A 17,445-nucleotide genomic window follows, 5' to 3' on the forward strand; every position below is an offset into this window, starting at 1 on the left:
CCGACGGAACGGTGGATTACCAGCCAGCATTTGAAGCGCAACAAGACCTCTTGAATCAGGGCTATACCTTGAAGAAGGGCAACAATAACGGTTTGGCCAATGCTAAGACAACTTATGACCATGGCGATGCAGCCACCCCAACTTACGTGGTTGTCCTGAGTAAGATCAAAAATGTTAAGGTACCGACAACGTTAATTCCTACTGACGACCAAGGTAATGCAATTCCAAACAAGCCTTCAACCACTGTTAGTGATTATCCTGGCACAATTGTTACGGTTCCTACAATTCCTGGTTACACTGCGACGACTGACACTGTGACGATTCCAGCAAATCGTGACGATACCGTTAACGTGGTCTACACACCAAATCCACAAAGCATTAAAGTTCAATTTGTGGATGATAAAGGCACTGATTTGGGTGCAGTTACTTTAAGTGGCGTCTCAGATGCTAATGTTGATTACAGCGGTGCTTTTGCGAAGGAACAAGAATTGCTTAATCAAGGATACACACCAAGCAAAGGCGACAATAATGGCTTGGTCAGCGCATCTAAGACCTTCAATCAGTATGGCAAAACGCCAACGTATATCGTTGAGTTGAGTCATGTTGAGGGTGTTGAAATTGATAAGGTACCAACTGATAACGTACCTTTCGCTAATCAATACACGGTTAACTTTGTCACGCCTAGCGGAACAGTTGTTGGTACAACAAGTGTGGTTGGTAATCCAGGCAATAACTTTAATGTAGCAGGTAACGTGCCGAACGGTTACCAGTTGGTCAATACAGGTGAAGGCATTGTCAAAATTCCTAATGACCAAAATCCGGCTCAACCAATTAATGTGATGGTTGTAGTACCAGTAGGGCCATCCGGTGGTGGAAGCACTGACGTCACACCTGACAATCCTGAAACTGATACGACCACACCAACTGACGATGATGATGTTAACACGGATGGTGCGGATCACAATACTGTGACACCGAGTGATTCTGTTGACAATCACATTACAGCTGGGAACCCTGATAACAATACAGTTGCTACAAATCAGGGTCAGAATGCTACTAACCAGTCAGCTAGGTCAAATCAAACAAGTCACAGTGATGCGCAAAGTGAGCTTGCTTATCAAGAAAGTCGTGCTGCGGTGACTCAATCACAGCAAACAAGCAACTCTGGCGTCGCGGGCGACAAATCAGCAAGCTTGCCACAAACCAGTGAACAAAATTCTAGTTTTTGGGCTTTGCTTGGACTTGGCTTGATGAGTATGTTGAGTTTGTTAGGTTTTACTAAACAGAAGAAACGTGAAGATGAGAAGTAATCATTATTTACGTGGCTATTAGATTCAAAAGAACGCCATATCGGCAAATACCGATATGGCGTTCTTTGTGTCACAACCTCAAACTTTTGCTGACAACACTTCAAATGAAGCATTGATCTTTTCGGCACACATCCGGCCTTCGTAAATCGCCCAGATGACTAAACTTTGACCACGGTGACTGTCACCGGCTACAAAAACTTGACTATCATTGGTGCTGTAATTGGCGTTCACCTTAGTAATGCCAAATGCATCAAATAACCATTGCTCCGCACCAGTAAAGCCCATAGCTAAAAGAACTAAATCAGCCTTGATGCGCTTTTGACTGCCTGCAATTGGCTGATAGTGATCAGTTCGACTAACCTCAACTTCAGATAACTGACCGTCCTCACCGAAGAAGCCAGTAGCCGTTGCTGTGTAGGTGGTGATCTCGCCAAACAACCGTTGTGCTTCCAATTGACCATAGCCATCTTTCAGCACCATCGGCCACTCGGGCCATTGATTGTCTAACGTGCGCTCTTTTGGCAATGCTGGATTAATTTCCAGCTGAGTAATACCAGTGCAACCTTGACGAATAGCAGTACCGATACAGTCATTACCCGTATCACCGCCGCCTAGGACTACTACATGCTTGCCCTTTAGTGCATCAGTAGCTGCGGTCCCATTTTTGATTACTGATTTCGTGGCTTCAGTCAGGAAATCGACAGCCTTCATCACGCCTTTCAGCTGTCTGCCGGGAACGTCTAAATCACGTGCCTGGCGAGCACCAGTACAGATGACGATGCGGTCATACTTAGCCTTTAAGGTATCAACGTCAATATCTCGACCAATTTCAGTATTAGCAATCAGTTCAATGCCCACATCGCGCATTGCTTGAATCCGCCGCTCAACAATTTCTTTAGGCAGCTTCATGTTGGGAATGCCGTACATCAACAAGCCGCCAAACCGATCGGCCCGTTCGTAAACAGTAACGGAGTGACCCAGCTGGTTTAAACGCCAGGCAGCAGAGATACCGGCGGGACCACTACCAATCACCGCAATTTTTTTACCGGTTCGGTGAGCAGGTTTACCCGAATCAACTACCCAGCCATTTTTGAAGGCCTGTTCAATAATGAATTTTTCGTTGTTACGAATGGTGATTCCTGGACCGTTCAGGGCGTTGACACAAGCCACCTCACAGGGTGCTGGACAAACTCGGCCGGTCATATCCGGTAGGTAGTTAGTTCGCGTTAAGCGTTCAAAGGCTGCCTTGTCCCGCTGTTTATAGACTAAATCGTTCCACTCAGGAATCAAATTATCGTTGGGGCAGCCACTCACACCACGTTTACCGCCATAAAAAATACCGTGATGACAGAAGGGAATACCACAATTCATACAGCGGCTGGCTTGGATCCGTCGATCAGCGTCATCCAGGTCAATTTCCATGATGTTGAAATCTTTGATCCGTTGTGTGATTGGCCGCATAGGATTGCTTTTTCGATCGTGTTTGATAAATCCTCTTGGATCTCCCATACTCAATCACTCCTTTCCCGTTTGTGTGGCGACATCGAAGGCTTTTTGAATCACTTGATCCTTAGGAATACCAGCTTGTTCAAACTTGTGAATCAAGTTGTGCATCCGGTGATAATCCCTTGGGTAAACCTTAACGAATAGTCGTTTTGCGTCTTCCCAGTTATCAAGAATCTTCTTGGCCTGTGACGACTTGGTGTAGTAATAGTGTTTTTCAATCAGTGTTTTTAAAATGCTGTCGTCACCTGATTCGCCTAGATCATATAGATCGACGAGTTCGGTATTGCACCGTTGTTTAAAGTTGTGCTTCCAATCATAAACGTAGGCGATACCGCCAGACATCCCAGCAGCAAAGTTGCGGCCCGTTTGACCTAAAATGACTGCGACGCCACCAGTCATATATTCACAGCCGTTGTTACCAATACCTTCAACCACAACGTTTGCGCCAGAATTACGGACGCAGAAACGTTCACCAGCACGGCCGTTGAAGAAAGCTTCACCACTAGTGGCACCAAAGCAGGCCACGTTGCCAATAATTGGGGCATGAGCGTAGATGTTCTCGGCACCCTCCGGTGAAGCAACAATCAGTCGCCCACCAGAAAGCCCTTTACCAACGTAATCATTGGCTTCTCCTCGTAACTTAAGCTCAAGTCCCTGGGTAATAAAGGCACCGAAGCTTTGTCCGGCAGTTCCGGTATAGTTAAGTTGCAGGGCACCCGGTTTGAGGCCATGGTTGCCAAATCGTGCCGCAATCCAGCCACCGAGGCGAGTCCCAGCAGCTCGATTGGTGTTGTTGATGGGTTGATTGATGACTGTAGTGGACCCATTTTTTAGACTGGCTTCAGTAATGACGTTGAGATCAGGCCACATGTATTTAGCACGGAACGGATCCTTGGCCTTTCGTTGGATGGTAATGGTTTTACCAATCATTTTATCGTAGTTGAGCGATTTAGCTTTACCAGCTGGGACGTAACGCGGCGTTAGATGTTCACCATGGCCGACCATTTCGTCCACGGTTCGATAACCTAATTGAGCCATTTGTTCACGCAGATCCTGTGCCAGAAAGTGCATCATGTTGATAACGTATTCCGGCTTGCCAGCAAATAAGCGGCGTAACTCAGGGTCTTGAGTGGTAATGCCAATGGGGCATGTATTAAGGTTACATTTCCGCATCATGATACAGCCGATCGCCACCATGGTCAGGGTAGCAAAACTGAATTCTTCAGCACCCAGCATAATGGCCACGGCAATATCACGGCCAGTTAGCAGTTTGCCATCCACTTCGAGAGTTGTTCGTTGACGTAAATGATTAAGCGCTAGCGTTTGGTGAGCGTCGGCTAAGCCCATCTCCCATGGAAGTCCACAATCACGAGTAGAGTTTCTTGGAGCGGCACCGGTACCACCGTCGTAGCCAGCGATTACAACCGTGTTAGCACCGGCTTTAACCACACCAGCTGCAATCGTGCCAACGCCGGTTGAAGATACAAGCTTAACGTTGATAATCGCGTAAGGGTTCACTTGTTTTAAGTCATAGATCAATTGAGCAAGGTCTTCAATCGAGTAGATATCGTGGTGAGGCGGCGGTGAAATTAATTGGACACCGGCAATGGACCCACGAATACTTGCAACCCACGGGTAGGCTTTGCCGGCAGGTAGTTGACCGCCTTCACCTGGCTTAGCGCCCTGAGCCATTTTAATTTGAATTTCGTCAGCACTTTCAAGGTATTCAGCGTTAACACCGAACCGGGCAGTGGAAACTTGTTTAATTCGGCTGTTGCGGTTTAATCCGTCAGCCCCCACTTTGAATCGGTTACGATTTTCGCCACCTTCGCCGGAATTACTGCGGGCACCTAGCTTGTTCATGGCAATCGCAATTGTCTCGTGAGCTTCTTCTGAAAGGGCACCGAAACTCATGGCACCGGATTTGAAGCGTTTGACAATTGAACTGACTGGTTCTACTTCATTAATTGGAACGCTAGAGCGGTCTTTCGATTTGATTTCCCACATTGAACGTAAGGTAACCGGGTTATTAACGGCTTCTTGATTCATTTGTGCAGCGTATTTTTGATATTCTGCGTAGCTGCCTGAGCGGACGGCCTTTTGGAATTGATAGATTGATTCAGGGTTATAGAGGTGATGCTCACCATCTGACTTGAATTGGAAGCTACCGCCTGATGGTAAATCATCGATGTTGTGGGCATTGTAAGCAGCATGGTATTTTACCGCGTATTCGTCTTCAATTTGGTTGAGTGTTAAGCCGCCAATTCGGCTGGGAGTACCAGTGAAATACTGATCCACCACTTCGGTTGAGAGACCAACCGCTTCGAATAGTTGTGCCCCTTGATAACCAGCAATGGTTGAAATCCCCATCCGGCTCATAATTTTGATAATGCCGTTAGTAGCGGCCAGTCGGTAGTTGGCTAATTTAGTTTCGTATCCGCGTGAAGCCAGTGTGGCATAGGCGCCATAAGGGTGGATAGCCGTCGCGCCGTAGCCCACGAGACACGCAAAATGGTGCAGCTCACAGGCTTCTGCCGTATCCACTACAATGGACGCGTCAGTACTCTTGCCTTGCTGAACAAGGTAGTTATGCAAACCAGAAACCGCCAGCAAGACGGGAATAGTGAGTTGGTGTTTACCAGTTTCACGATCCGAAAGAATCAGGATTGAGGCCCCTTGATCAATGGCGTTTTCAGCTCGTTTAAATAGATCATCCAGTGCATGGAACAAGCGATTAGGTCGCTCAATTAAATCATAAGCTAAGCTCAATTTAGCCACTTTAAGTCCTGGTAAATCCAGTGCTTCAATCTTGGCGTAATCCTGATCACTTAAGATGGGACTTTCAATGCAAACTTTATGACAGTTCTCAGCCGTATCAGTGGTGATATCTGCGTCCCGTCCCAAGTAGAGTGTCGTGCTAATGACGATTTTTTCGCGGAGGGGATCAATCGGTGGGTTGGTCACTTGCGCGAAAGCTTGTTTGAAATAAGTAAAGAGATTTTCTGATTGATGTGAGAGGACCGCTAATGGTGAGTCAAATCCCATGGCAACCACGGGTTCACCACTATTTTCAGCCATCGGAATCAAAGCCGTTTCAATGACTTCATGAGTATAGCCATTTTGCAGCCAGAGTCGTTTTAATTCAGTGTCTGAAATGGTTGTCTCCGTTTTGACTTCTGGTAACTTGTTCAGTGAAATTCGGTTAGCCGTCAGCCATTGCTGATAGGGATGTTCATTGGCGAAAGCTTGCTTAATTTCATCTGATTGATAAATTTTACCTGATTGAGTATCAACCACAATCATTTGAGCAGGGCCTAAAATACCCTTTTTAACGATATCGGTTGGCAACACGTCCACAACACCTGATTCAGAAGCCACGACTAATACGCGGTCTTTAGTCAGGGTATAACGTGATGGTCGCAGCCCGTTACGGTCAAGAAAGGCGCCAACTTGGATACCATCAGTAAAACATAGCGCCGCTGGACCATCCCAGGGTGCCATGAAGGTGGCATTGTATTCATCAAATGCGCGTTGCTCTTTTGACATCGCAACACCAGAACCCCAAGCTTCTGGGATCATCATCATGAGTGCTTTGGGAATTGAGCGTCCCTGACGATAAAGGTACTCCATGCAGTTTTCCAATTTAGCAGAATCGGAATCCTCCTCATCGTAAATGTCGATGCCGTGACTGGTCATCCAATTTTCTGCGCCCTTTAACGTGTTTATTTCACCGTTATGGGCAAGAAAGCGAAAGGGTTGAGCCCGTGACCAGCTTGGAAAAGTGTTGGTGGAGAAGCGGGAATGGATGAGACAAATCGCACTTTCCATTGTTGGGTCGTGCAGATCAGGATAAAAGCGACCAACCTGATAAGCGTGCAGCATACCTTTATAAACGATGGTTTGACTTGAAAGTGAACAAATGGCCAGCGACTGATGTTCAAAAACGTGTTCCAGTTGTCGCCTCAGCGTATATAGGCCGTCTTCAAAAGGACGGCCAGCTGCAACATCGGCAGGTCGTTGAACAATAATTTGAACGAATCCTGGCATCGATTTCTGAGCGCCAGGACCACAATTTTCGTAAACAAAGGGAACCAGACGAGTCCATAGCACGGGGAACCCGGCTTGATCGATTTGTGCCGTCACAGCCGTCAACATGGCATCCCGTTTTTGCCCTTCATGGGGTAAAAATAGTTGCGCAACAGCATAATCACCTTTATCCGGCAGTTCTAAGTTGGCATTGGCCATTTGCTGACGGAAAAATTTATCCGGCATTGCCATGAGGATACCAGCACCATCGCCGGTATCCGGTTCAGCACCAGTTCCCCCACGGTGATTCATGCGTTCCAGCATAGTGAGTGCTTTTTCAACTAATTCGTGGTCTGCATGACCGTCAATTTGAGTGATAAAACCCATTCCGCAAGCAGCATGTTCAAATTTCGGATCGTACATCAGATTTGCATCGTGATTCAGAGTTTTCAAAGACTGTCACCTACTTCTAAAATTGTAAGGAAAGGTCATCAAGGTTATGAGAATTATTCTAATGATATTCTAATTTTAATTTTCTGGCAATACTTGGAAGTAAATAAATATTTAAAATTTTAGCTATTTCAGGATTTTATCCATTTTCGGAATATTTAAGTTTACTAATAAACATTTACCATAATGACTGATATATCAGGAAATGAGCGTATCTATTATTGTTGAGATAGTGTTGACTGAGCAACTATCAAAGAGAAAATATGACATTTAGAAATATTAAATATTCCTAAGAAAAAAGGATTCCATGCCGATATTTAGTCGGTATGGAATCCTTAAATAGACGATTCAATTAATGATGCGTCACATAAATATAAAGCGTCGATTTCGAATAACCAAGGTCAAAATCAATGCCCTTTGAATGAATGGTGCTGGTTGTTGTTTGACTGCTATTCTTCTTGTTGGCTTTATTTTCAAAGCCCTTGAGTACCTTTTGGGTGTTGGCACCCGTACTGCCAGTTAACACAGCCAGTTCTGTCATAAAGGTTTTGGCAGCGGCTTTTGATTTGAGTGACGATGTTGGCACCATTAAAGTTGCGCCGATAAGTTTGCCGCCATCAACGTTTCCACGAACGGTGGCATTAGCGGTTTTCTTCAGGGTGTAAACACCGGTCTGCGCCTTAGCGGTAATGGTGTCGCCAGCGACTTGCTTTTTAGCATTGGCGAGGGCTGGAGCTAAGGCAGCCTGGGTTTGTTTTAACTTAGCGCCTTGTGCCTGCAGCTGCTGTCCCTGTTTAGATAGGGAGGCTAAAGTAGCTTGGGCTGACGTATCGCCAGACTTCAACTTAGCTTGAGCGGTTTTTGACTCAGCCTTGAGCTTGGCACTTTGCTGCTGCAATTGAGCGCCTTGTTTTTGGAGCTGCATCGCTGTTGCCTGATCTTTTTTGGACAAGGCAGTTGCCAGCAAAGCTTGGTTGTAAGTTGTTTTAAATTTACTGTAACTCATGATGGCTGGACTCTTTTGAATGACGGTAGAGGTCCGTTGACCACCAGCAGTGAGCTTAACTGTTTGTTGATATGGCTTGGCGGGTAAAGTAATGGCATACCCACCATTCAGCACTGCCTGTTTCTTGGGTGAACCATTGTTGATCTGGTACGTAACTGTCTTTTGGTTACTGTGACCCTTAATTACGGCAGTCATTCCACTAGGTTCATAACTTTTATGACCTACTGATAATGACGGTTTGCCGCATCCTGCCAGCACCAGGCTAAGTAGGGCGGCAGATAAAATTAAACTAAATCTTTTCATTACACGTCCTCCTAACCGAATGAAATGCCGTCAGTGAATTGACTGTTATACAGATCCGCATAGAAGCCATTCTGCTTGAGCAAGGCATCATGAGTACCAGTTTCAACGATTGAACCATGGTTCATCACAATGATGTTGTCAGCATTTTGAATCGTTGACAGCCGGTGAGCCACAACGAAACTGGTCCGATCTTTGAGTAACAGCCTCATGGCGTGTTGAATCTGAACCTCGGTACGTGTATCAACAGAACTAGTCGCTTCATCCAAAATCAGAATTTCCGGATTGGCAACAAAGGCTCTGGCGATGGTAATCAACTGTCGCTGACCTTGAGAAATGTTGGAAGCATCCTCGTTTAGAATGGTGTTGTAACCATCTGGCAATCGTCGTACGAATTCATCCACGTGGGCTGCCTTAGCGGCGTTAATGACTTGTTCTTCAGTGGCGTCTTCACGGCCATATTTGATGTTATCAAAGATTGTGCCGGTAAATAACCAAGTATCTTGAAGTACCATGGCAAAGTGAGAAAGCAAATCTTCTCGGTCCATGTTACGGGTATCTTGACCATTCAGTAGAATAGCGCCGCCTTTAACATCGTAAAAGCGTTCCAGCAAATTGATGATAGTTGTTTTGCCGGCACCAGTAGGACCGACAATAGCGACTTGCTGCCCTGGTTTGACGGTCAGACTATAGTCTTTCATCAATAGGTCGTCACCTTCGTAACCGAATTTCACATGATCCATTTCCAACAGATTGTCGGTTTGTTTAACCGGTGAATCGTTAGAAGTATCCTTCATTTCTTCTTGATCTAGAACGTCAAAGACCCGTTCTGCAGAGGCAATGGTGGATTGAATCGTGTTCATCAAGTTGGCTAGTTGTGAAATTGGTTGTGAGAATTGGTTGGTATATTGCAGGAAGGCCTGAACGTTACCAAGAGTGATATTACCGTTAGCAACGGAGATACCACCAATAATGGCAACAAAAACGTAACCAATGTTATTCAAGAACATCATTAACGGCATGATGATACCGGAAATAAACTGCGCTTTCCAAGCTGATTGATAGTAGACTTTGTTTTGTTTCTCAAAGGAATCGATGGTGTCTTTTTCCTTGTTGAAACTCTTTAAAACTTGCTGACCTGAATAGTTTTCTTCAACTTGGTCGTTCATCAAACCCAAACTCTTTTGCTGACTGGCAAAGAATTTTTGTGATTTTGGTGCCACAATGCCCACAATAATTAAACTCAGTGGAATTGTCACCAACGCAATCAGTGTTAGCTTCCAACTGATGGTAAGCATCATCCATAGTGTCCCAATGAAAGTGACGGTTGAAGTGACAGCTTGCGTCAGACTTTGTTGCAACGTGTTAGCAATATTATCCATATCGTTAACCGCACGGCTCATAATGTCACCGTTACTATGGGTATCATAGTAGCGGATAGGGACGATTCGCATTTTTTCCTTCATCCGACGCCGAAGTTTGTAAACCGTTTTTTGAGAAATCAGGGTCATGATCCACTGCTGTAAGAAACTGAAAACGGCAGAAGTCAGATACATGACACCCACGATGATAATGATGTGAATGATCTTGTCGTAATTAATCGGGAGATGAGTGAGATTGAAACCGGCTTTTTGTTGGGATTGTCCCTTCATCACACCAGTGAAAATCTCAGTAGTGGCTTCACCTAAAATCTTAGGGGTTCGAATCTGGAAGACGACACTGGTAATGGCAAAAATTAGTACCAGAATCAAGCCGACAATACGATCAGACATGTAACTCATTAATCGGCGAGTCGTGCCCCAAAAGTTCTTGGGTTTTTCGACCAGACCATGGCCGTGACCATGACCAGGACCGCCGACATTGGTAGGACGAGTGGATTGCTTTGATTTTGAATCAGCCATTATTCAGCATCCCCCTCTCTGATTTGTGATTTGATAATTTCTTGATAGACTTCGTTAGTCTTTCTTAATTCATCATGAGTACCCTTACCGACAAGTTGACCGTTGTCGAGTACCAGAATTAAATCAGCGTCTGCTACGGTAGCAATACGTTGGGCAACGATGACAGTGATGCTTTGCTGAATATGCTTGTCCTGACGTAACGCTGCACGCAGGTCAGCATCAGTCTTAAAGTCTAGAGCTGAGAAGGAGTCATCGAAGACGTAGATGGCTGACTGCTTCACTAATGCACGAGCAATTGCCAATCGTTGTCGTTGACCACCGGAGAAGTTGCCGCCGCCCTGTTCAACGTACATATCAAGCCCATCAGGATCTTCTTCAACGAAGTCACGAGCACGGGCAATGTCCAGAGCGTGCCAAATTTCATCGTCGGTAGCGTCTGGTTTCCCGTATTTCATATTTTCTCTTAGTGAACCCGTGAATAGCGTTGCTTTTTGTGGGACTAAAGAAACAGCATCACGAAGCTTTTCTGGTGCCAGTTGAGTGATGTCAACACCGTCGATTTTAATTTGACCCTTTTCAAGATCATAAAACCGGGGAATCAGATTAATCAAAGTTGACTTACCAGAACCCGTACCGCCAATGATGGCAACAGTTTGCCCACTTTTAGCGCTGAAATCAATGTCTGTTAAAGCAGACTTTTCTGCACCAACGTAGCGGTACGAAACGTGATCGAATGCCAAACTGTGATCGGCGTCTGCAACTAACGCTTTCGGGTTGTCAGCAACCTTCATGGTAGATTGTAAGTCGAAGACCTGTTGGATTCGCTTGGCAGATGCTTGTGCCCGTGGAATAAAGATCAAGACCATGGACAGCATCATAAAGCTCATTAGAATCTGCATGGCATATGTCATGAAGGCAATTAAATTACCCACTTGCATGGCTTGGTTACCAATTAAGTGTGCCCCAAATAAAATGATTGCAACGTTGGTCCCACTCATGATCAGCGTCATGACAGGGAAGGCCAATGCTAACAAAGTGTTAACGTTAATGGCATTATTGGTGTAATCAACGTTAGCGTCTTCGAAACGATCTTGTTCAAATTGGTCTTGGCGAAAAGCCCGGATGACCCGGACACCGGTCAAACCTTCACGGAAAATCCGGTTGATTCGGTCAGTCTTCGTTTGCATGGCTTGGAACATTGGCATCGCAAACTTCAACATGATACCCATGAAAAGGGCTAGTAAAGGTAACGAAACCAAGAAAACTAGGGTTAACGTGTGGTTTTTACCATAGGCTAAAAGGCTGGCCCCAATCAGCATGATAGGCGCCATAATCATCATTCTTAACATCATGATAGCGACGTTTTGGATTTGAACCACATCGTTAGTGGTTCGAGTAATTAATGAAGAAGTTTCAATTTGATCGTACTCGTCAGTTGAAAAGTTCATTACTTTACGATAAATGTCACTCCGCAAGTTTTGGCCGAGCTTTTGTGACGTTGTGGAAGCTAGGAGAACGTTACAGATGGCCGCAACAATACTAAGTAATGAAAAACCAACCATTTTCATTCCGACTTTCCAGATATAGCTGATATTACCAGTTGCAACCCCGTTATTAACAATGTCAGAGGTCAAACTAGGCAGGTTCAGGTTTGCGATAACCTGAATGGTCATGAATATAATCGCACCGATAACGGCTAGATAGGAGACACGACCCTTGGCAATTTTGAGCATTGCAGAATCTCCTTTCGAGTGTATAAAAACATATGCAACGAACTATTGTACACCTATTTGGCGAAAAAACACGCAATAAAATTCGCTTTTTTAAGGGTTAATATTTCATCCTTTTTTGTAGTTGCATTTTAGAACGTATGTTCGTATAATGGATATAAATAAACGTGAAGAGGTGCCTGATAATGACAAATAATAATGATGTCCTGATCCACTTGCCACAATCGGTTGATATTAATGAATTTGCTCATATTTTGGAGACTGCGTTTGAAGAACACGGCATCGAATCCTATCAGGTGAGTTATCAGTTGCATCAAAAGTAAGCATTGTTGATTATTTAGCATTGCATCTTAAAAGCGGGCACCCATAGTCGGGATACCCGCTTTCAATTTTGATAAAAATATTAACGTTGATCCGCTGGCATATCGTAAATGGCGCGTGGCCCACCAATCAACTTTGGTCGTGATGTTAGGAAAGTGGTGTGAGCAGCACCAATTTCCTTTACAGAAGTCTTTACCGGAATCTGAACCCAGCGAACGTGCATGCCAATTTGTGTGTCACCAATGTCCATACCGCCATCGGCTACGACTCGTTCAACTTCAACGGGATCTTTAAAAGCCTTGTAAGCAGCTACTTGACCAGCGCCACCCGCGTGCAGTTGAGGGACTACGGAGACGATTTCATAGCCGCGGCGATCAGCCACTTCTCTTTCGAGCAATAGTGCTCGATTGATATGTTGACAGCCCTGAACAGCAAGGTTAAGGTGATGGTCTTTCAAAATTGGCAGTAGGGTGTTAATTACGGTATCGCCAACTTCTTGATTGGAGTTTTGCCCCATCCAAGAGCCCATTACCTCGCTAGAGCTAAAACCAAGAACGAATAAGCCGTTTTCGGGTAAGTTCACTTGATCAAAGTATTCGTTGAGAGCAGTTGTTAATGAGGTCTTAATGTCATCTGAAGTCATGATATTTTTGATACTCCTTCCAATCCATATGTAAAGTTACCAGTTAATCATACCTTCATAGGATGGGAATTACAATCGGCAGGACTTGGGAAATGTCTAGTTAGTTGTGTCAATAAATGTAGTGTGCTGTCGCAATTATATCAGTGCCCGTTATTTACCGTTGGCAGGGTAGTTGTGAAATAGTTCCTTAGCTTATATAATCAAGTCAGGAATTAGTTGACGGTTAAAGCGGGGGTGTAAGTGTTGCTGGATTTATTGAACACAAAAACATTGCAGGTTGCGGATGGACTGGGCCTTAGCTGGGAAGCGGCGATTAAATTGGCTGCCCGGCCACTCGTCAATTCAAAAACGATTGAGCCAGCATATGTTGAATCAATTATTGATGTTGTAAAAGACAAAGGAACCTACATGAATATCGGTCCGCTGATTGTTTTAGCACATGCTAGGCCTAGTAGCGCTGTTCACGGAATTGGACTGTCGTTGTTGAAGACTAACTCACCCGTTAATTTTGTAGATGCAGAACACCCCGTCAAACTCTGGTTTGTTTTAACTGCTACTGATAGTCACAGTCACCTGGGCGTCATTCAACAGTTAATGGAACTCTTAACGAACAAAGAGGCCGTAAAAGAAGTGTTAGAAGCTAGAACGGTCCATCAAATACTGATGATATTAAAGAGCATTGAGTCATAAAGTTGCTTACATTATAGGAGGAAAAACAATGAAAATTCTTGCAGTATGCCAAAGCGGTTTAGGAACGAGCTTCATGGTTCAAATGAATATTCAAGCTATTTTGAAAGCAGAAAAGGTAGATACCAGTGGCATTGAACTTGACCACTCTGACGTGGGTAGCGCTACCGCCGATGCGGCTGATTACTTTTTCGTCGAGTCCACACTAGCTGATGCTGTTGCTAGTTTACCTAAGGACCGCACCGTGCTATTAAAGTCATTGATCGACAAAGAGGAAACTAAAGCGCACGTCAATGATATTCTCGATAAGGAAGGTATTCAGTATACCGCTGAATAACCATCTTTATATGGAGGGAATTATCGCATGAAAGCTATTTTGAACTTATTCGTCAGCGTTGCTTCTCAACCAGCTATTTTGGTTGCTCTGATTGCTATGCTTGGTCTTCTCCTTCAAAAGAAGAAGGCGACTGCAGTGATTCAGGGCACCATCAAAACGTTCGTTGGTTTTCTAGTTCTAACTGGTGGTGCTGGAATTTTAAGTACTTCCTTACAACCCTTTGCTAAGATGTTTAAATTTGCGTTGCACGTTCAAGGGGTCGTTCCCAGTAATGAAGCCGTGGTTGCCATGGCACTGGTGAAATATGGCAGCACTACTGCCTTGATTATGCTGGTCGGCATGATTGTTAATATTTTATTAGCTCGTTTTACAGCCTTTAAGTACATTTTTCTAACTGGTCAGGCAATGTTGTACGTATCATGTATGACCGCGGTTATTTTGGTTAGCGCGCATTTAGGTACCGGACTGATCACCATCGTTTTAGGCGGTATTTTTGAAGGGACGTTGTTGACGATTACACCGGCTCTGACCCAGCCATTTATGCGGCGGATTACCGGTGGTGATGACGTGGCTATGGGGCACACCGGTAACATAGGCTATGCCACAGCTGGATTGATGGGTAAATGGTTTGGTGACCCCAAGAAAAGTACGGAAGACCTGAACATTCCAAAGAGTTTTGGGTTTCTCCGCGATTCAACCGTTTCGATTACGTTACTTATGAGCATTGTTTATATTGTTTTGGCGATTGTTGCAGGACCAAGCTTCGTCGGTAAAAACCTTAGTGGCGGCACAAATTACATTATTTATGCGCTGGTTCAGGCAGGAACCTTTGCTGCAGGATTCGTTGTTGTGCTACAAGGGGTTCGAATGATCTTGGCTGAAATTGTGCCGGCGTTCCAGGGGATTGCACAGAAACTGGTGCCTGATTCAAAACCAGCGTTGGACGTCCCAATCATCTTTCCTTATGCGCCTAACGCAGTGTTACTAGGTTTCTTCGTTAGTTTCATTGTTGGGACACTGTCCATGTTTGCAATGATAGCTATGGGAACAACCGTTATTATTCCGGGTGTAGTTGGCCACTTTTTCTGTGGCGCTGCTGCTGGAATTTATGGTAATTCTACTGGTGGTCGACGTGGTGCCATTATTGGTGCAGCTGTGAACAGTTTACTGATCAGTTGGTTACCGCTGTTTATCTTGCCAGTTTTGGGTACACTCCAGTTATCAGCATCGACATTTGCTGATACTGACTACCTGATTCCCGGAATATTACTGGGTAATCTTGGTAGTTTGGGTCAAGTTGGCATTATTACTGGCATCCTAGTATTCGTATTCTGTGTGTTGGTTGCTAGTCATATTGTGACCGTTAAAAAGCGCTCTAACGGCAATTAGATTCGATAATCGATTAAAGACGGCTTTCTTCAGTGAATTTTTAGGAATAGAGGTAGCTAATTTGTCAGTGAAAATCAAGGGAATTGCAGCCAGCGATGGAATCGGTATTGCAAAGGCTTACCTATTAGTCACACCGGATTTAAGCTTTAAAAAGGTGACTGATGCTGATCCTGATCTTGAAATTGAGCGGTTACACCAGGCGCTTGATGCCTCAATTACAGACTTTAAGACGATTAAAAATCGTGCTGAGGGTCATATGGATAAAGAAGTACTGGTTATTTTTGACGCGCATATCGCGTTGTTAACCGACCCGGAAATGATTAAGCAGATTGAACAGCTGATCCAAACCAAAAAAATTAACGCAGAGCAGGCATTGAAGCAAGTTACAGACACCTTCATTAATGCACTTGAGGCAATGAAAGAAAATCAGTACATGCAGGAACGAGCCGCAGATGTCCGTGCTGTTACTAACCGTGTGCTAAGTCACTTATTAGGGAAAAAATTACCTGATTTAGGTGGAATCAATACACCGGTTGTATTGGTCGCCCATGAAATAACGCCATCGGATACATCACAGATGGATCAGCGGTATATCAAGGGGATTGTTACTGACCTGGGTGGTCGAACCAGTCATTCTGCTATCATGTCGCGGACACTTGAAATACCAGCAGTCGTGGGGACTAGTGATGCCACTCAAAAAATTCAAAATGACGAGACAGTTATCTTAGACGGTCTAACTGGCGAAGCAATTAGTAATCCAACGGTTGATGAAATGAAGGATTATCAGCGGCAAGCAGATGATTTTGAAGTCCAACGTGCGCAATGGGCAAAGTTAGTGGATGCGCCATCGGTTTCGGCAGATGGTAAGCAGTTCGAAATTGCTTCAAATATTGGGACGATAGCTGATATGGCAGATGTTTTAAAGGCTGGTTCGGATGCTGTTGGCTTATTTCGTTCAGAGTTTCTATATATGGACAGCAGTAATTTACCGACTGAAGAAGAGCAGTTTAATGCTTATAAGCGAGTCGTTAAAGTAATGAACGGCAAGCCAGTAGTCGTCAGAACTATGGATATCGGTGGTGACAAACAGTTAAGCTATTTGCACTTACCTGAAGAAATGAACCCGTTTCTTGGTTATCGTGCAATCCGAATTTCATTGCAGCGACAGTCTATTTTCCGAACTCAGTTACGCGCTTTGATCCGGGCTTCTAAGTATGGTCAACTGCGAATCATGTTTCCCATGATTGCGACTTTGGAAGAGTTTAGACAGGCAAAGACCATTTTTATTGAGGAAAGACAAAAGTTGCAGGCAACTGATCCAGGTATCGGTGATGACATTAAATTAGGGATGATGATTGAAGTACCTGCAGCTGCCATTTTTGCTGAAGGATTTGCCAAAGAAGTTGATTTCTTTAGTATCGGGACTAACGATTTAATTCAGTACACCTTCGCTGCTGATAGGGGCAATGAGTGTGTTTCCTATTTATATCAGCCCTACAACCCGGCGTTATTAAAGCTGATTAAACACGTGATTGACGCTGCTCACAAAGAGGGCAAGATTGCTGCCATGTGCGGTGAAATGGCTGGTGATGCGATTGCACTACCACTATTGATGGGGATGGGACTTGATGAATATTCAATGAGCTCTAGTTCAGTTCTCCGAACCCGGAGTGCTATGCGTTCACTCAATACTAAGAAATGTGCTCAGTTAGTTGATCAAGTTTTAAGTAACGCGTTAACTAACGAAGACACGATTAAGATGGTCAAGACTTTTCTTAAATAACAGGCTGTGATACCGCTTGGTAGATTCAAAAATAAACCACAAAAAACGTCATTTCG

General features: G+C 44.5%; 12 protein-coding genes. 6 read left to right on the forward strand and 6 right to left on the reverse strand.

Annotated elements, in window-relative coordinates; translation table 11 throughout:
* On the forward strand, positions 1-1,310 hold a 1,310-nt coding region (locus HC026_RS08210; protein WP_168925510.1), incomplete at its 5' end, for an LPXTG cell wall anchor domain-containing protein.
* A gap of 78 nt (positions 1,311-1,388) precedes the next feature.
* On the opposite strand, the gene HC026_RS08215 is transcribed toward HC026_RS08210, so the two are convergent.
* From HC026_RS08215 to HC026_RS08235, 5 genes are all read right to left on the reverse strand, one after another.
* Positions 1,389-2,819 (reverse strand): glutamate synthase subunit beta, encoded by a 1,431-nt coding sequence (locus tag HC026_RS08215; RefSeq protein ID WP_168925511.1) that lies wholly within the window; start codon positions 2,817-2,819, stop codon positions 1,389-1,391.
* Positions 2,820-2,825: 6 nt separating this feature from the next.
* Positions 2,826-7,295: a glutamate synthase large subunit gene (gltB, locus tag HC026_RS08220; RefSeq protein WP_408640992.1), complete on the reverse strand. Its 4,470-nt coding sequence runs from the start codon at positions 7,293-7,295 to the stop codon at positions 2,826-2,828.
* A 349-nt stretch (positions 7,296-7,644) separates the two neighbouring features.
* Positions 7,645-8,601 (reverse strand): hypothetical protein, encoded by a 957-nt coding sequence (locus HC026_RS08225; protein ID WP_168925512.1) that lies wholly within the window; start codon positions 8,599-8,601, stop codon positions 7,645-7,647.
* An 11-nt stretch (positions 8,602-8,612) separates the two neighbouring features.
* On the reverse strand, positions 8,613-10,499 hold the full coding sequence (locus HC026_RS08230) for an ABC transporter ATP-binding protein (protein WP_168925513.1): 1,887 nt from the start codon (positions 10,497-10,499) through the stop codon (positions 8,613-8,615).
* Positions 10,499-12,232 carry an ABC transporter ATP-binding protein gene (locus HC026_RS08235; RefSeq protein ID WP_168925514.1) on the reverse strand — a complete coding sequence of 578 codons (1,734 nt, stop codon included), beginning with the start codon at positions 12,230-12,232 and terminating at the stop codon, positions 10,499-10,501. Before HC026_RS08235 ends, HC026_RS08230 begins: the two co-directional genes overlap by 1 nt.
* A 182-nt stretch (positions 12,233-12,414) precedes the next feature.
* On the opposite strand from HC026_RS08235, the gene HC026_RS08240 reads away from it, so the two are divergent.
* Positions 12,415-12,552 (forward strand): hypothetical protein, encoded by a 138-nt coding sequence (locus HC026_RS08240; RefSeq protein ID WP_168925515.1) that lies wholly within the window; start codon positions 12,415-12,417, stop codon positions 12,550-12,552.
* A gap of 80 nt (positions 12,553-12,632) precedes the next feature.
* Here HC026_RS08240 and HC026_RS08245 read toward each other — a convergent pair whose 3' ends face one another.
* Positions 12,633-13,193 (reverse strand): TIGR01440 family protein, encoded by a 561-nt coding sequence (locus HC026_RS08245; RefSeq protein ID WP_168925516.1) that lies wholly within the window; start codon positions 13,191-13,193, stop codon positions 12,633-12,635.
* 240 nt (positions 13,194-13,433) lie between these two features.
* Here HC026_RS08245 and HC026_RS08250 point away from each other — a divergent pair, with 240 nt between their 5' ends.
* From HC026_RS08250 to ptsP, 4 genes are all read left to right on the forward strand, one after another.
* Positions 13,434-13,883, forward strand: coding sequence for a PTS sugar transporter subunit IIA (locus tag HC026_RS08250; protein WP_168925517.1), 450 nt, complete (start codon positions 13,434-13,436; stop codon positions 13,881-13,883).
* Between the two features lie 28 nt (positions 13,884-13,911).
* A complete protein-coding gene (locus HC026_RS08255) occupies positions 13,912-14,217 on the forward strand; it encodes a PTS sugar transporter subunit IIB (RefSeq protein WP_168925518.1) in 306 nt (101 codons plus the stop codon).
* A 27-nt stretch (positions 14,218-14,244) separates the two neighbouring features.
* Positions 14,245-15,606, forward strand: a complete 1,362-nt coding sequence (locus tag HC026_RS08260) for a PTS ascorbate transporter subunit IIC (protein WP_168925519.1) — start codon at positions 14,245-14,247, stop codon at positions 15,604-15,606.
* A 61-nt stretch (positions 15,607-15,667) separates the two neighbouring features.
* Positions 15,668-17,389 carry a phosphoenolpyruvate--protein phosphotransferase gene (gene ptsP / locus HC026_RS08265; protein ID WP_168925520.1) on the forward strand — a complete coding sequence of 574 codons (1,722 nt, stop codon included), beginning with the start codon at positions 15,668-15,670 and terminating at the stop codon, positions 17,387-17,389.
* Positions 17,390-17,445: the final 56 nt, after the last annotated feature.

Origin of the sequence: Secundilactobacillus angelensis (genome assembly GCF_012641075.1) — a bacterium.
Taxonomy (GTDB): Bacteria; Bacillota; Bacilli; order Lactobacillales; family Lactobacillaceae; genus Secundilactobacillus; species Secundilactobacillus angelensis.

Coding starts and splice junctions, on each gene's coding strand:
- HC026_RS08235 (WP_168925514.1), bottom strand. CDS start 12,232: ATGCTCAAAATTGCCAAGGGTCGTGTCTCCTATCTAGCCGTTATCGGT.
- HC026_RS08245 (WP_168925516.1), bottom strand. CDS start 13,193: ATGACTTCAGATGACATTAAGACCTCATTAACAACTGCTCTCAACGAA.
- HC026_RS08215 (WP_168925511.1), bottom strand. CDS start 2,819: ATGGGAGATCCAAGAGGATTTATCAAACACGATCGAAAAAGCAATCCT.
- HC026_RS08225 (WP_168925512.1), bottom strand. CDS start 8,601: ATGAAAAGATTTAGTTTAATTTTATCTGCCGCCCTACTTAGCCTGGTG.
- HC026_RS08230 (WP_168925513.1), bottom strand. CDS start 10,499: ATGGCTGATTCAAAATCAAAGCAATCCACTCGTCCTACCAATGTCGGC.
- HC026_RS08255 (WP_168925518.1), top strand. CDS start 13,912: ATGAAAATTCTTGCAGTATGCCAAAGCGGTTTAGGAACGAGCTTCATG.
- HC026_RS08260 (WP_168925519.1), top strand. CDS start 14,245: ATGAAAGCTATTTTGAACTTATTCGTCAGCGTTGCTTCTCAACCAGCT.
- HC026_RS08240 (WP_168925515.1), top strand. CDS start 12,415: ATGACAAATAATAATGATGTCCTGATCCACTTGCCACAATCGGTTGAT.